This window comes from Cobetia sp. MB87, assembly GCF_011319755.1.
Lineage (GTDB): Bacteria > Pseudomonadota > Gammaproteobacteria > Pseudomonadales > Halomonadaceae > Cobetia.
The window spans coordinates 49,105-64,607 of sequence record NZ_VFBC01000007.1 but is presented as its reverse complement, the minus strand read 5'-3'; the positions used below and the strand labels follow the sequence as shown (position 1 = coordinate 64,607).

General features: G+C 63.4%; 13 protein-coding genes. 8 read left to right on the top strand and 5 right to left on the bottom strand.

Annotated features, from left to right (window positions below):
- Window positions 1-157: 157 nt before the first annotated feature.
- Complete coding sequence (locus CDPAHKCJ_RS06330; protein WP_166019129.1) at window positions 158-2,626, top strand: acyl-CoA dehydrogenase; 2,469 nt, start codon at window positions 158-160, stop codon at window positions 2,624-2,626.
- A gap of 133 nt (window positions 2,627-2,759) precedes the next feature.
- On the opposite strand, the gene CDPAHKCJ_RS06325 is transcribed toward CDPAHKCJ_RS06330, so the two are convergent.
- Window positions 2,760-3,347, bottom strand: a complete 588-nt coding sequence (locus CDPAHKCJ_RS06325; protein ID WP_166019128.1) for a hypothetical protein — start codon at window positions 3,345-3,347, stop codon at window positions 2,760-2,762.
- 364 nt (window positions 3,348-3,711) lie between these two features.
- On the opposite strand from CDPAHKCJ_RS06325, the gene ugpB reads away from it, so the two are divergent.
- The 7 genes from ugpB to CDPAHKCJ_RS06290 all read left to right on the top strand — a co-directional run bounded on the left by ugpB (window position 3,712) and on the right by CDPAHKCJ_RS06290 (window position 10,953).
- Entirely contained in the window at window positions 3,712-5,082 is a 1,371-nt protein-coding gene (ugpB, locus tag CDPAHKCJ_RS06320; RefSeq protein ID WP_166019127.1) for a sn-glycerol-3-phosphate ABC transporter substrate-binding protein UgpB, read from the top strand.
- Between the two features lie 198 nt (window positions 5,083-5,280).
- Entirely contained in the window at window positions 5,281-6,156 is an 876-nt protein-coding gene (gene ugpA / locus CDPAHKCJ_RS06315) for a sn-glycerol-3-phosphate ABC transporter permease UgpA (RefSeq protein WP_166019126.1), read from the top strand.
- Window positions 6,156-7,001, top strand: a complete 846-nt coding sequence (gene ugpE / locus CDPAHKCJ_RS06310) for a sn-glycerol-3-phosphate ABC transporter permease UgpE (protein ID WP_166019125.1) — start codon at window positions 6,156-6,158, stop codon at window positions 6,999-7,001. The genes ugpA and ugpE overlap by 1 nt, the downstream gene beginning before the upstream one ends.
- A gap of 105 nt (window positions 7,002-7,106) precedes the next feature.
- Window positions 7,107-8,222 carry a sn-glycerol-3-phosphate import ATP-binding protein UgpC gene (locus tag CDPAHKCJ_RS06305; RefSeq protein ID WP_166019124.1) on the top strand — a complete coding sequence of 372 codons (1,116 nt, stop codon included), beginning with the start codon at window positions 7,107-7,109 and terminating at the stop codon, window positions 8,220-8,222.
- A 179-nt stretch (window positions 8,223-8,401) separates the two neighbouring features.
- A complete protein-coding gene (locus CDPAHKCJ_RS06300) occupies window positions 8,402-9,211 on the top strand; it encodes a glycerophosphoryl diester phosphodiesterase (protein ID WP_166019123.1) in 810 nt (269 codons plus the stop codon).
- The gene (locus CDPAHKCJ_RS06295) at window positions 9,208-10,029 is read left to right on the top strand and encodes a DeoR/GlpR family DNA-binding transcription regulator (RefSeq protein ID WP_166019122.1); all 822 of its coding nucleotides are present in this window, start codon (window positions 9,208-9,210) and stop codon (window positions 10,027-10,029) included. Before CDPAHKCJ_RS06300 ends, CDPAHKCJ_RS06295 begins: the two co-directional genes overlap by 4 nt.
- 105 nt (window positions 10,030-10,134) lie before the next feature.
- Window positions 10,135-10,953, top strand: coding sequence for an HAD-IIB family hydrolase (locus CDPAHKCJ_RS06290; RefSeq protein WP_166019121.1), 819 nt, complete (start codon window positions 10,135-10,137; stop codon window positions 10,951-10,953).
- A 121-nt stretch (window positions 10,954-11,074) separates the two neighbouring features.
- Here CDPAHKCJ_RS06290 and trpC read toward each other — a convergent pair whose 3' ends face one another.
- The 4 genes from trpC to trpE all read right to left on the bottom strand — a co-directional run bounded on the left by trpC (window position 11,075) and on the right by trpE (window position 15,468).
- Window positions 11,075-11,884 (bottom strand): indole-3-glycerol phosphate synthase TrpC, encoded by an 810-nt coding sequence (trpC, locus tag CDPAHKCJ_RS06285; protein WP_166019556.1) that lies wholly within the window; start codon window positions 11,882-11,884, stop codon window positions 11,075-11,077.
- Between the two features lie 14 nt (window positions 11,885-11,898).
- Window positions 11,899-12,945, bottom strand: a complete 1,047-nt coding sequence (gene trpD / locus CDPAHKCJ_RS06280) for an anthranilate phosphoribosyltransferase (protein ID WP_166019120.1) — start codon at window positions 12,943-12,945, stop codon at window positions 11,899-11,901.
- Between the two features lie 77 nt (window positions 12,946-13,022).
- On the bottom strand, window positions 13,023-13,658 hold the full coding sequence (locus CDPAHKCJ_RS06275; RefSeq protein ID WP_166019119.1) for an aminodeoxychorismate/anthranilate synthase component II: 636 nt from the start codon (window positions 13,656-13,658) through the stop codon (window positions 13,023-13,025).
- A gap of 322 nt (window positions 13,659-13,980) precedes the next feature.
- Window positions 13,981-15,468 (bottom strand): anthranilate synthase component I, encoded by a 1,488-nt coding sequence (gene trpE / locus CDPAHKCJ_RS06270; RefSeq protein WP_166019555.1) that lies wholly within the window; start codon window positions 15,466-15,468, stop codon window positions 13,981-13,983.
- Window positions 15,469-15,503: the final 35 nt, after the last annotated feature.

Here is a 15,503-nt window from a genome sequence, read left to right as displayed (position 1 = left end):
AGAATGAATCCGCACACCTTAGACCTTGGACGTACAGCAGGGTCGAGCAACATGGGATACGCTGAAGAGAATTCAAACAACCGTTCTAAACGCATGGCTGCTACGCTGTAGAAACGCCATGCAAAGACACCATCCCTCGCCACCCGGAGATACTGCCATGACGCAGCTCATCCTCATCCTTGTCGCCGTTGCCGGTCTGTTGGCCGTCATGGCACGCGAAGCCGGGGCCCTCGCGGCCATCGGTGTACTCGCCATCATCGGTATCGTCGGCCTGGCGGTCGACGCGCCGGTGCTGGGCTGCCTGCTGCTGATCGGCGCGGCACTGGTCGCGGTGTGCGGCCTGCCGGCCCTGCGCAGCAAGTGGCTCAGCCCGCGCCTGTTCGCGATGTTCAAGAAGGTCTCCCCCAAGGTCTCGGACACCGAGAAGGTGGCGCTGGAAGCCGGCACCGTGTTCTGGGATGCCGAGCTCTTTTCCGGCAAGCCGCAGTGGGACACTCTGACCGCTCAGCGCAATGACGGTATCACCAGTGAAGAGCAGGCCTTCATCGACCAGCAGTGCTCAACGGCCTGCGGCATGACCAACAGCTGGGAGATCGCCCGCGAGCGTGCCGATCTGCCCGAGGAACTGTGGGAATTTCTCAAGCGCGAGAAGTTCTTCGGCATGATCATTCCCAGGGAATATGGCGGTCTCGGCTTCTCGGCCAAGGCCCAGTCACTGGTGCTGCAGAAACTCTCGGTCAACGAGACACTGATGGTCACCGTCGGCGTGCCCAACTCCCTCGGCCCGGGCGAGCTGCTGCTCAAGTACGGCAGCGAAGAACAGAAGAACTATTACCTGCCGCGTCTGGCTGATGGCCGCGAGATTCCGTGTTTCGGCCTGACCGGCCCGCGTGCCGGCAGTGACGCGACCTCCATTCCCGACACCGGCATCGTGTGTCGCGGCATGCATGAGGGCGAGGAAGTCGTCGGTATCCGCCTGAACTTCGAGAAGCGCTGGATCACCCTGGCGCCGGTCGCCACCGTGGTCGGCCTGGCCTTCCGCATGTTCGACCCCGAACACCTGCTGGGCGACGTGGAAGACATCGGCATCACCTGCGCCCTGATTCCGCGTGATACCGACGGCATGGACATCGGCCGTCGTCACCACCCGATCGGCGCGCCGTTCATGAATGGCCCGATCTTCGGCAAGGACGTCTTCATTCCGCTCAGCTACCTGATCGGTGGCGAGCAGATGGCCGGCCAGGGCTGGAAGATGCTGGTCGAATGTCTGTCGGTGGGGCGCTGCATCACGCTGCCGTCCGGCTCCGCGGGTATCTCGCGCTACGCACTGGGCTGGAGCGCCGGCTTTGCGCGCATCCGTCGTCAGTTCAATCTGCCGGTGGCCGAGATGGAAGGCGTGCAGGAGCCGCTGGCACGCATGGCCGCGATGAACTACATCAGCCAGGCGTCGGTGCTGCACACCGCCAACATGATCGACAATGGCCACAAGCCGGCGGTGCCCTCCGCCATCCTCAAGAGCCAGCTGACCGAAATGGCCCGCTCGCTGCTGGCCGATGGCATGGACATCCACGGCGGCCGCGGCGTGACGCTTGGCCCGCGCAACTACATTGGCGTGGCCTATGCCGGCACCCCGGTCTCGATCACGGTGGAAGGCGCCAACATCATGACCCGCAACCTGATGATCTTCGGTCAGGGCGCGATCCGCTGCCATCCTTACGTGCTGGAAGAGCTGGCCGCCAAGGACGCCGATGACCTGAACGCCTTCGACAAGGCCTTCTTCCGCCATGCAGGCCTCATCTTCGGCAACGCGGCTCGCGCCTTCACCCAGAGCTTCGGCATCGGCGGCAAGGCCACTGGCTTCGATGCCGTCGCCACGCCCTACGCCAGCCACATCAACCGCTTCAGCGCCGCCTTCTCGCTGTCCGCCGATGCGGCCATGGCAAGTCTCGGCTCCAGCCTCAAGGCGCGCGAGATGCTGTCGGCACGCCTGGGCGACGTGCTCTCCAACCTCTACCTGGCGTCACTGACGCTCAAGCAGTGGCACGAATCCGAGGCCTGCGAACACGAGGAGGCGCTGTTCCACTACAGCATGCAGTGGCTGCTGCACCGCGCGGAAAAGGCACTGGATGAGCTGTTCGCCAACCTGCCCAACCGTGCACTCGGCACTACCCTGCGCGTGATCGCCCTGCCGCGTGGTCGTCAGTTCGCCATGCCCAGGGATAGCCTGACGCGCGAGATCGCTCGTGCCGTCTCCACCGACACTGCACTGCGTGCCAAGCTGACCGACAACACCTGGGACGCGCAGGACGAAGGCCAGCAGGACAATGCCCTCGCCCGCTACAACGCGCTGCTCAAGGACTACCCGCGCGCCGAGCCGATCTACAAGGCGCTGGCCAAGGCCTACCACAAGGGCGAGATTCCGGCCGACGCACTGTCTCCGGAAGCGCGTATCGAAGCGGCGGTCGAGGCAGGCATTCTGTCAGCCGAGGATGGCGACTTCATGCGTGTCTTCGAAGCCGAGGTACTCGACATGCTGACTGTCGACCACTTCGATTTCGACGCCTTCGTGCGCAAGCCGATGGCGAGTGACGGCACCGCCTCCAACCCGCAGCAGGACGCCGCCTGATCACTGGCCGACGCCCACGTGATCGACGCACGAACTGATCGCTGACCGCCGATCGCAGAACCACAAAGGCCCCGCTCATTGAGCGGGGCCTTTGTCTTGGTGGAGCATGTCATTCGCTTGCGTCATCTCATCCTCAGATATGACGCGCGAAGTGCTCCAGGTCACGCACGAAGGCGCTCTTGTAGGTCTCGAAGTCCTTCGGGCGCGCCTTGAAGGAGCGCTTGATGCGCTCGCGGTCCAGACGCAGCGGCGCGTCGAGGGCCGCCAGGTTGCCGACACGCGCCGCCGGATTCATGCCGACCAGCTCGCGCGGCTGATCGCCTTCGGCCTCGGCCTCAAGCCAGTCGTTGATGCCGGCGCGACGCAGCACGCTGACCAGTGAGCTGTCGGTGATGCGCACCTGCAGGCGGCCATGATCTGACAGCTGGGAAACCAGCGCGATGCCGTGGTCGTGACCGCGATGCACCGTCGGCGTCGCCCACAGCGCCAGATTCAGGCCACGCGCGTTCTCGTCGAGTACCAGCAGCGCAGCGGAGTGGATGCGCTCGGCATCGTCGACCAGCGCGAACAGACGCGCCATCTCATTCTCGAACCACACCCCACGCACGCCGGCGTAACTTACCAGCGCATCCAGACCCCCTTCGCGGCCATGGACTTCGGCGCACAGCATCGCCAGACAGGCATCACGTCGGGCACCGGCACTCACTTCAACCACTTTCATCGCGTTCTCCGCCACAGGCATTTTCAGCGCGCAAGACTAGCACACTCGCTCGCCGGCCGCTTATTCCGGCCTTGGGTTGCCCCCGGCGCCTCACCTGCCAGCCTGAGATGACCTGAGAGCAGCCCACACCCGCATCTCAGTCATAAGGTCGACCCAGGTTCAGTCCTGACGTCAGCCTGGCTCGAATGAACATCTGACTGTCACAAAGTTGTAAGGCGGGCGCTATAGAGTCGTCTACGCTTTTCGGACGATCATCAAAAGAACAAGAAAATGTTCACTTGATCGTCGCCATCGATCGTCAGCGGCCAGCGTCCTTCTTCTTTGTTGCGGAAGCTGGCCAGGGGAACCTCTCAGGAGTTTGACCATGCGCCGCCCGACTCATCATGCAAGTACCCGCACGACTGCCACCGCGACTCGTCGCCTCGCCAGCCTCGCGCTGGCCATCGGTTTCGCCTCCGCCTCCGCCAGCGCCCTCGCCGCCACCGAAGTCGAGTGGTGGCACGCCATGGGAGGCGGGCTCGGCAAGAAGGTCGACGAGATCGCGGCCGACTTCAACGCAAGTCAGGACGACTACATCGTCAAGCCGGTCTTCAAGGGCAACTACTCCGAGACCATGACCTCCGCCATCGCCGCCTTCCGCGCTGGCAAGGGCCCTGACATCGTGCAGATCTTCGAGGTCGGCACCGCCACCATGATGAGCGCCAAGGGCGCGATCGTCCCGGTGCATCAACTGATGGCAGACTTCGCGCCGCAGGAAGGCACCGCCTTCGACCCGAACGCCTACCTGTCTGCCGTCACCGGCTACTACACCGATACCGACGGCAAGATGCTGTCGATGCCGTTCAACTCCTCCACGCCGGTGACCTATTACAACAAGGACGTGTTGGCCAAGGCAGGCGTCGAGTCCCTCCCGCAGACCTGGCAGGAAATGGGCGCTGCGCTCAAGAAGGTGGTCGATTCCGGTGCCGCAAGCTGTGGTCTGACCACCACCTGGCCGTCCTGGGTGATGCTGGAGAACTTCTCGGCACGCAATGACGTGCCCTTCGCCAGCCAGGCCAACGGCTTCGCCGGTACCGATACCCGTCTTGAATTCAACAAGACTGCCGTGGTCGACCACATCCAGCGTCTCGATGACTGGCAGGCCGACAAGCGCTTCGTGTTCGGCGGTCGCTTCGATGACGCGGCGCCCAAGTTCTACTCCGGTGAGTGCGCGATGATGATGGGTTCTTCCGCCAGCTATGCCGGTGTCAAGGAAAGCGCCAAGGGCTTCGAGTTCGGCGTGGCACCACTGCCCTATGACAGCGACGTGATCGAGACGCCGCAGAACTCCATCATCGGCGGCGCGTCGCTATGGGTGCTGTCCGGTCACAGCGATGAGGAATACCAGGGCGTCGCCAAGTTCTTCCAGTACCTCTCAAAGCCCGAAGTGCAGGCCGACTGGCACCAGTTCACCGGCTATCTGCCGATCACCACTGCCGCTGCCGAACTGACGCGCGAGCAAGGCTTCTACGCCGAGAATCCGGGTACCGACGTCGCCATCACCCAGATGACCTCTGCGACGCCGACCGAGAATTCCAAGGGGCTGCGCCTGGGCAACATGGTGCAGATCCGCGACGTGATCAATGAAGAGCTGGAGAAGATCTTCTCCGGCAAGGAAAGCGTGCAGGACGGCCTCGACAACGCCGTCAAGCGTGGCGACTCATTGCTCGAGAAGTTCGAACGCGCCAACGGCTGATCATCGCCATACCGGGGGCGGGCCCTTACAGGGCTCGCCCTCCCACCATTCTCCATCGCCAGAGAGCGGAAAGCGCACCCTCACGAGTGCCCTTTCCCTTCTCTCACGGCCCGAGACCATCATTTCGATCACGCCAGGCGCCACTCACGAACACGGCCGACGTGATCCGTCCTTCATCCCTTGCGAGACCTCTGCTGCATGGCTCATTTCAATCGACACCCCTTCACGCCATGGATCCTGCTGGCTCCCCAGCTGATCATCGTTGGCGTGTTCTTCTTCTGGCCGGCCTACCAGGCCATCGAGCAGGCCTTCTATGTCGAGGATGCCTTCGGGCTCTCGCGGGAATTCACTGGCCTGAGCAACTTCGTCAACGTGCTGAGCGAGCCGGAGTATCTCGAGACACTGTGGACGACCACCTATTTCTCCTTTGCCGTGGCCTTCGGTGCCATGGCACTGGCGCTGGGATTGGCCGTACTGGCGGACCGCGTGCTGCGCGGGGCCAATACCTACAAGACCTTCCTCATCTGGCCCTACGCCGTCGCCCCTGCCGTCGCCGGGGTGCTGTTGCTGTTCCTGTTCGACCCGACGCTGGGCATTCTGCCGGCGCTGCTGTCCGCCATCGGCATCGACTGGAACCACAAGCTCAATGGCGACCAGGCCATGCTGCTGGTGGTGCTGGCCTCGATCTGGAAGCAGATGAGCTACAACTTCGTGTTCTTCCTCGCAGGTCTCCAGGCGATTCCCAAGAGCCTGCTGGAAGCGGCCGCGATGGATCGCGCCGGCCCCTGGCGGCGTTTCTGGACCATCACCTTCCCGCTGCTCTCGCCGACCAGCTTCTTCCTGCTGGTGATGAACGTGGTCTACGCCTTCTTCGAGACCTTCGGCACCATCGATGCCACCACCCAGGGCGGCCCGGCCGGCTCGACTCGCACCCTGGTCTACAAGGTCTATGAAGATGGCTTCGTCGGGCAGGATCTGGGCTCGAGTGCTGCCCAGTCGGTGCTGTTGATGGTCATCGTCGGCGTGCTAACGCTGATCCAGTTCAAGTATGTCGAGAAGAAGGTGCAGTACTGATGCGCTACAACCGCCCCGGGCTTGATATCGCAAGCCATGCTCTGCTGATCGTCGGCTGCGCGCTGTTCTTCCTGCCGGTCTGGATCGCCTTCAGCGCCAGTACCCACGAGATGGGAGACCTCTACTCCAACGTCGCCCCGGTCTGGATCGGCGAGGCAGGCCTGGACAACTATCGCCACCTGCTGGAGGACCCGGTCAGCAGTCTCGGCGCCGACGTGATGACCCTGCTGTTCAACTCGTTGCTGATGGCACTGGGTATCGCCATCGGCAAGATCATCATCTCGGTGATGGCGGCCTACGCGATCGTGTTCTTCGAGTTCCGCTTCCGCAAGCTGTGCTTCTGGCTGATCTTCATCACCCTGATGCTGCCGGTGGAGGTACGCATCCTGCCGACCTTCAAGGTGGTGGCAGATCTCAACATGCTGGACAGCTACGCTGGCCTGATCCTGCCGCTGATCGCCAGCGCCACCGCGACCTTCCTGCTGCGCCAGTTCTACCTGACCATCCCGGCGGAACTGGTCGAGGCCGCGCGCATCGATGGCGCCGGGCCGTGGCGCTTTCTCAAGGACATCCTGCTGCCGCTGTCGAAGACCAACATCGCGGCGCTGTTCGTGATCATGTTCATCTACGGCTGGAATCAGTACCTGTGGCCGCTGCTGATCACCACCGATGCCGACTACCTGACCATCGTCGTCAGCCTCAAACGCATGCTGACCACCGGTGATGGCCTGGTGCCGTGGCAGGATGTCACCGCCACCACGCTGCTGGCCATGGGCCCGCCGGTCCTCGTCATCCTGTTCATGCAGCGCTACTTCATCAAGGGACTGGTCGACAGCGAGAAGTGATGTCTCGCACGTCAGCTTCCGACATCTCAAACGCAGCCCCCTGAATTCCGTTACGCCGTGATGGACTGACTTTTCCCTCACGGCACCGCTCTGGATACACATCTCATGGCAACACTGGCGCTCAAGCAGCTCAAGAAGCAGTACCCCAATGGCTACAAGGCCCTGCATGGCATCGATCTGGCTTTCGGCGAAGGCGAGCTGATCGTCATCGTCGGCCCTTCCGGCTGTGGCAAGTCGACCCTGCTGCGCACCCTGGCGGGGCTTGAAGACATCTCAGAGGGCGATCTGGAGATCAACGGCAAGCGCGTCAATGACCTGGAGCCCGCCGAGCGCGACATCGCGATGGTGTTCCAGAACTACGCGCTCTACCCGCACATGAGCGTGTTCGACAACATGGCCTACGGCCTCAGGAACCGGCGCACGCCCAAGGATGAGATCCAGCGCCGCGTCAGCGAGGCCGCCGAACTGCTGGGACTGACCGCACTGCTCGATCGCCGCCCCAGGCAGCTCTCCGGTGGCCAGCGTCAGCGTGTCGCCATGGGCCGTGCCATCGTGCGCAAGCCGCAGGTCTTCCTGTTCGATGAGCCGCTCTCCAATCTGGACGCCAAGCTGCGTGTCCAGATGCGCCTGGAGATCCGCCGCCTGCAGAAGCGCCTCAAGGTCACCTCCGTCTACGTGACCCATGATCAGACCGAGGCCATGACTCTGGCCGACCGTCTGGTGGTGATGAATGGCGGCCATGTCGAGCAGTTCGGCACGCCGATGGCGCTCTATGATCAGCCCGCCAGCCAATTCGTCGCCGGTTTCATCGGCTCACCGGCGATGAACTTCCTGAGCGTCACCCAGGCACAGGCCGGCCTGTCGCTACCCTGTGGCGCAAGGCTTGCATTGAATGGCGAAGGCCTGGCGACCGGCGACGATGCAACGCTTGGCATTCGCCCCGAGCACCTGCAGGTGATGGGCAAGGATGAGGATCTGCCGACAGGAGCCGCGGAGCTGGAGGCGCGCATCGAGCTGGTCGAGCCGCTGGGCGCGGACACCCTGGCGTACTGCCGACTGCAAGGCCAGAGCGAGCCGCTGGTGGTCAGGCTGGATGGCGAACACGCGGTCGAGGAAGAACAGACACTGCGCCTGGCCGTGCTCCCGGCCCGCGCGCATCTGTTCGGTACCGACGGCAAGCGTCTGGCAACCCGTGAGCAGGCGACAACGGTCATCGAATGACCGCTTTCATTCCATCGCGGGACGACGGAACCTCTTGCCCTGATAACGTCATCATTGGATGGTAATGCTTGAGACCTGCCCTGATCAGTCTCGTGTCTGAGCATCAGTGATTCGCTTCTGCTGATCAGCGCCGCGGCTTCGTGGCGAGCAGCCATGCCATTCTTCTGTGAGGATTCACCATGATTTCATCGTCACATTCAACTGACAGCGCCCTGTCTCTGCCCCTGGCGATCGCACATCGCGGTCTGTCGGCCTATGCGCCGGAAAATACCCTGGCCGCCATTCAGGTGGCGCATGAGGCAGGCTTTCAATGGGTGGAGCTGGACGTGCAGTTGCTGGGCGACGGCACGCCGGTCATCTGGCACGATGCCGGCGTGAATCGCTGCTCGGATGGGCGTGGCAAGCTCAAGAATCTTGATTGGGACAGCGTGCAGACCTTCGATGTCGGCAGCTGGTTCAATGCGTGCTTTGCCGGTGAGCGCATGGCCTCACTCAAGCAGGCGCTGGAGCTGATCGCACGCCTGGACATGCGCCTGAATCTGGAGCTCAAGCTCAGTCCTGGCCACGATGCCCAGGCGCTGGTCGATGCCGCCATCCCGATGGCCACCGCCCACCTGCCCGCCTCACGCCTGATCATCTCGTCGTTTGACCCCCAGGCGCTGCGCCTGACACGACAACGCGACCCGCAGGTGCATATCGGCCTGCTCTACGATGACATCCCCGACGACTGGCAGAGCCTGGCCGATGAGCTGAACGCAAGCTCCGTGCATGCCGACTGGCGCGCCCTGACGCGGGTCGCGGCCAGTGCCGTCACCAGCCGTGGCCACAAGCTGCTCTGCTACACACCCAATGATGCGGCCGCCTTCGCGCCGCGCTGGGCCTGGGGTGTGGATGCCGTCATCAGCGATGACCCGGCCATCTTCAGCGAGGAAGACCGCCAGCCCACTCTGCCGAAAGACACCACCACGCAAGGGCTACCCCAGACATGACCCCGGGCATCGAGCGAGACAGTCGCAGCATCGAGCACGCAATCGATGATGCACTGACGCCGCGCCAGCAACAGATTCTCGAGCGGCTGGCCCGCGAGGGCCAGCTGGCGGTCGATCCGCTGGCCCACGCCTTCGACGTCACGCCCCAGACCATCCGGCGTGACCTGGGCGTGCTGTGTGAGCGCGGGCTGGCGCGTCGTCGCCACGGCGGCATCGAGCGCCCACCGGGCGGCTACAACCTGGGACATTCCCAGCGCATCATGCTGGCGCGAACCGCCAAGCAGGCCATGGCCGCCAGCGTGGTCGCCGAGATTCCCGATGGCGCCACCCTGGCACTGGGCATCGGCACCAGCGTGGTGGCGGTCGCCGAAGCCTTGCTTGCCCGGCGCGGCCTGAGGGTGATCACCAACAATCTGCAGGTGGCGCAGGCGCTCTCGACCCATCCGGATGTCGCCGTCCAGTTGGCGGAAGGACAACTGCGCCCACAGGATCTCGACGTGGTCGGCAGTGCCACCGTGGCCTTCTTCGCGCGTCATCAGGTCGATATCGCGGTCCTCGGCTGTGGCGGCCTCGATGCCGGTGGGCTGCTGGACTTCGACCCGGAAGAAGCCGCGGTCAGTCGTGCACTGGTCGGCCACGCCCAGCGCCGAATTCTGGTCGCCGACGCCAGCAAGTGGGGACGCGCCGCCATGTGCCGTATCGCCCCGCTCGAGGAGATCGATCTGCTGGTCACCGATGAGCTGCCCCACCAGCCCGATTATCGCAGTGCGCTGGAGGCTGCAAGCCAGCAGAGTCTGTCGGTGCGCTTCACTGCCTGAACATAGGCGCGTCATGCAAGCCGACACGCATCGACGATACTGAAGGGATACACGGCTGATGACAGCCGCGCCCCCATTTACCTTCTGAGGATTTCTGGAATCACCATGCAAGCCTTCGCCCACTGCCCTGCCAGCACCCTGTCGGGTATCCGGTATCTGTTGACCGATATCGATGACACCCTCACCCATGAAGGGCGTCTCGCGGCATCGACGCTGGCGGCGCTGGAGCGTCTGGATGCCGCCGGCATCAAGGTCATCCCCGTCACGGGCGGCTGTGCAGGCTGGTGCGATCACATCGCACGCGCCTGGCCGGTCGCCAGCGTGATCGGTGAGAACGGCGCCTTTGCCTTCCGCCGCCAGGGGCAGCGAATCCTCACCACCTGGTGGGAAGACGAGCAGCGCCTGCGCGCTCGCCAGCGCCACGTCATGACCGTCGCCCGTCAGTTGCTGCTCAACCATCCGCGCGCAGCACTGGCCCAGGACCAGCCCTTCCGCTTCGCCGATGTCGCGGTCGACCACTGTCAAGCGGTCGGCCCGCTGGCGCAGAGCGAGATTCGTGCCATCATCGCAGGCTTCACGGCTGCCGGTATTCAGGCGCGCGCCAGCTCCATCCACATCAATGCGTGGCAAGGCGAGTTCGACAAGGCGCGCATGGCGGTGCGAGTCCTCACCGAGACCTTCGGGCTGGACCGCATGCAGCTGGAGCAGGAGGTGATGTACGTCGGTGATGCCCCCAATGATGCGCCGATGTTTGCCACCTTCCGCCATACCGTGGGCGTGGCCAACATCATTCAGCACCGCGCGGCACTCGGCTGGGAACCCTGCTGGGTGACACGCCACAGTCATGGCACCGGGGTCGAGGAAATCGCCGAGGCTCTGCTCACGGCACGCAAGGGAGTCGAGAACGTCAAGACAGACGCCTGACCCTGCAACGGATGGCGGCCACGGGCCTTTCGACAGAAGACAGATATGAAAAAGCCCGCATGGCATCGCCATGCGGGCTTTTGTTATCCAGAAGACAACCAATTACAGAAACGTCCGGCCATCAATCCTCGAAGAACAATCCCCGCAACCCCTCACCCGGGTCATCAAAGCGCATGAAGGCTTCTCCCACCAGGAAGCCGTGAACGCCGCTGTCGCGCATCTTCGCCACATCGTCACGGGTATGAATGCCGGATTCGGTGACCACGCGCACGCCTTGTGGCATGTCGGTCAGCAGGTCCAGCGTCGTCTCCAGCGACGTCTCGAAGGTGCGCAGGTCACGGTTGTTGATGCCGACCAGCTCGATGCCCAGCGCCAGTGCACGCTTGAGCTCTTCACCGTCATGCACCTCGACCAGCACATCCATGCCCAGCTCACGCGCCTGACGATACAGCGCGCTCAGACGTGCATCGTCCAGCGCCGCAACGATCAACAGGATGCAGTCGGCGCCGATGGCACGCGCTTCCAGCACCTGATACGGATGGATGATGAAGTCCTTGCGAATCACCGGAATCGAGACGGCGTCGCGCGCCTCGATCATGAAGTCCTCGTGCCCCTGGAAGAAGTCGGCATCGGTGAGCACCGACAGACAGGCGGCGCCGGCCTTCTCGTAGGCCACGGCAATCTCGGCGGGTTCGAAGTCTTCACGAATCACGCCCTTGGAGGGTGACGCCTTCTTGACCTCGGCGATGATGGCCGGCTCACCGCGATCAATGCGCGACGTCAACGCCGCGATGAAGCCGCGCGGCGCGCTCTGCTTCTCGATCAGGGCCTGCAGATCCGCCTCGCTCACCGCGGCACTGCGCTCGGCGATCTCTTCTTCCTTGCGCGCCAGAATCGTGGCCAGGATGGTCGGCAATGCCTTGTCAGTCATCTGCTCGGTGCTCATCAGCGGTTCGCTCCTTCATCATTGACCTGGGCGTAGACACGGGTGAAATCCGCCAATTCCTTCATCTTCTCGAACGGCAGCTTGCTGGCCTGCACGTCCTCGGCAATGCTGACCCCCTCCTTGAGGCTGTCCGCGATGCCCGCCACATAGAGGGCCGCACCGGCATTGAGCGCCACGATGTCGCTGGCCGGGCCTTCATCACCGCGCAGCGCCTGCTGCACCAGCTTGAGACTGTCGGCAGACGTCTCGACGGCCAGCGAATCCAGCGACTGGCGCCCGATGCCGAAGTCTTCCGGCGCGATGCGATATTCGCGGATCTCGCCATCCTTGAGCTCATTGACCAGCGTCGGAGCCGCCAGCGAGATCTCGTCCAGACCATCATCGCTGTGTACCACCAGCACATGTTCGGCCCCGAGACGCTTGAGTGCTTCAGCCATCAGCGACACCAGCGCCGGATCATACACACCCAGCACCTGACGGGTGGCGCCGGCCGGATTGGTCAGCGGACCGAGGATGTTGAACATGGTACGCACGCCCATCTCGCGGCGCGGGCCGATCACGTGCTTCATGGCGGCGTGATGATTGGGCGCGAACATGAAGCCGACCCCGATATCATCGATACAGCGTGCGACCTGCTCGGCGTCCAGCGCCAGATTGATGCCGGCCGACTCGAGAAGATCCGCACTGCCGGAGGATGACGAGACACTGCGGTTGCCATGCTTGGCCACATGGCCACCGGCGGCCGCCACCACGAAACTTGCCGCCGTGGAGACATTGAACAGGTTGGCACCATCACCGCCGGTACCGACGATATCCACCGCATCGGTGGCGCGCACCGTGACGCGCGTCATCAGCTCACGCATCACCTGGGCAGCGGCGGCCAGCTCATCGACGGTCTCGCCCTTCATCGACAGGGCCATCAGCAGGGCCCCGATCTGCGCCTGGGTCGCCTCGCCGGTCATGATGGCCGTCATGACCGCATGAGTGTCGTCATAGCTCAGGTGCTGGCGGCGCATCACGGCGCCAATCGCCTCACGCATCTGCATGTTGTGTCTCCGCAGGCGCCAGCCTCGGCGGCTGACGCATGAAAAAATAGGATGTGACTCTTGCGATCAACGCCCGATCAGGCGGCTTTCGCAGCCTCACCGCGACGCAGGAAGTTAGCCAGAAGCTCATGACCCTGCAATGTCAGGATCGACTCAGGGTGGAACTGGACACCTTCGACATCCAGCTCGCGATGGCGCAGCCCCATGATCAACTGCGGCGTGACATCGTCGTCATCCGTCCAGCTGGTGACGATCAGACACTCGGGCAGACTCGCGCGATCGACCACCAGCGAATGATAACGCGTGACTTCCAGCGGCTCGGCCAGCGCGGCAAAGACACCGCTGTTGTCGTGACGCACGGCGGAGGTCTTGCCATGCATCACCTGGGGCGCACGTACCACCTTGCCACCGTAGACCTGACCGATGGCCTGGTGACCGAGACACACGCCCAGAATCGGCAGCTTGCCGGCGAAGTGGCGAATGGTTTCCAGCGTGATGCCGGCCTCGTTGGGCGTACACGGCCCCGGACCCAGCACCAGGTGTGAAGCGCCGAGCGCCTCGATCTGCTCGAGCGTGATGGCGTCATTGCGCACGGTCAGCACTTCCGCGCCCAGCTCACTCAGATACTGGACGATGTTGTAGGTGAAGCTGTCAAAGTTGTCGATCATCAGCACGCGTGGCGTGCTGGCGTCCTGCGAAGTGAATGTCTGCATGGTCAGTGTCCATTCTCGGGAGCGGATCATGCGCCGTGATTGACCGGCCTGCCCGCTCTTCTGTGGTGTCGTTCCCGCCGTCCAGCAACAAAAATGCCGCCCTGGTCGGCGGCATTTTTCTGGTCGTACGTCCTCGAACTTCAGACATGCGAAAGCCGCCCCCTTGTCAGGAGCGCCACCACTGCTGGTTGAGGTCGTGCGGGTTACGTAGCGTCATGGGTCAATAGTGCGTTGAGCTGCCAGGAGTGTCAATCACATGCGCCGTTGCAGGGAGTGACCCGCGAACACTGGCGAGTCACTCCTGAAATGTGCGGCTCGCCGATCAGTCCAGATTGTCCAGACCGCGTTCCGCCATCGCCACGGCACGGAACAGGGCACGCCCCTTGTTGAGGGTCTCGTCCCACTCGGACTGCGGCACGGAATCGGCCACGATGCCGGCACCGGCCTGGACGTGCAGCACCTTGTCCTTGAGTACCGCGGTGCGGATCGCGATGGCGGTATCCATGTTGCCGTGCCAGGAGAGATAGCCCACCGCGCCGGAATAGATGCCGCGCTTGACCGGTTCCACCTCGTCGATGATCTCCATGGCGCGAATCTTCGGCGCGCCGGACAGGGTGCCGGCCGGGAAGGTGGCCCGCAACACGTCCATCGGCCCCAGGCCTTCCTTCAGCTTGCCGGTGACGTTGGAGACGATGTGCATGACGTGGGAATAGCGCTCCACCACCATCTGGTCCGTTACCTTGACGCTACCGGTCTGGCTGATGCGACCGGCGTCGTTGCGGCCCAGGTCGATCAGCATCAGGTGTTCGGCGACCTCCTTCGGGTCTGACAGCAGGTCCTTCTCGAGTGCCAGATCTTCCTCTTCAGTGGCACCGCGCACGCGGGTGCCGGCAATCGGGCGCACCGCGACTTCACCATCCTCGAGACGCGAGAGAATCTCCGGCGATGAGCCGATGACATGGTGGTCATCCAGATTGAAGAAGAACATGTACGGCGAAGGATTCAGGCTACGCAGTGCACGGTAGAGATCCAGCGGCGCGGCGCGGTAGGGAATCGACATGCGCTGCGACGGCACGCACTGCATGACATCACCGGCCAGCACGTATTCCTTGATCTTCTCCACTGCCCCCTTGAAGCCTTCCTCGGTGAAGCCGGAGGTGAAGTCGGTCTCCTTGACCGGCTCGCCGCCGGTACCGGGGCTGACGGTATTCAGCGTGGCGCTGCGCAGCTGGATCTCGAGGCGCTCGAGACGTTCACAGGCTGCCTCGAAGGCATTGGGTGTCTCGGGGTCGGCATGGGTCAGCAACGTCAGGCGGCCAGAGAGATTGTCGAAGATCACCAGCTCGTCGGCGACCATCAGCAAAATATCCGGCACCCCCAGCGGGTCCGGCTTCTCGACGCCGCGCAGGCGCGGTTCGATGTAGCGCACGGTGTCATAGCCGAAGTAGCCGACCAGGCCACCATTGAAGCGCGGCGCACCTTCGATGACCGGTACGCGGAAGCGGGTCTGGAACTGCTCGATCCAGTCGAGGGGGTCCTCGACCTCGGTCATGCCGGTCTGCTCACCATTGATCAGATGCGAGATCACCTGGCCACGCACCTCGATGCGCTCACGACACGGCAGGCCGATGATGGAATAACGCCCCCATTTCTCTCCGCCCTGCACGGACTCCAGCAGGAAGGTCCACGGCATGTCGGCCAGCTTGAGATAGGTCGACAGTGGCGTGTCGAGATCCGCCAGCACATCACGGGTGACGGGAATGCGGTTGTAACCGGCTTCAGCCAGTTCAGCGAAGTGTTGTGGGGTCATCATGACCAGCAGTTCCTTCCACGGAGGGTGCGTTG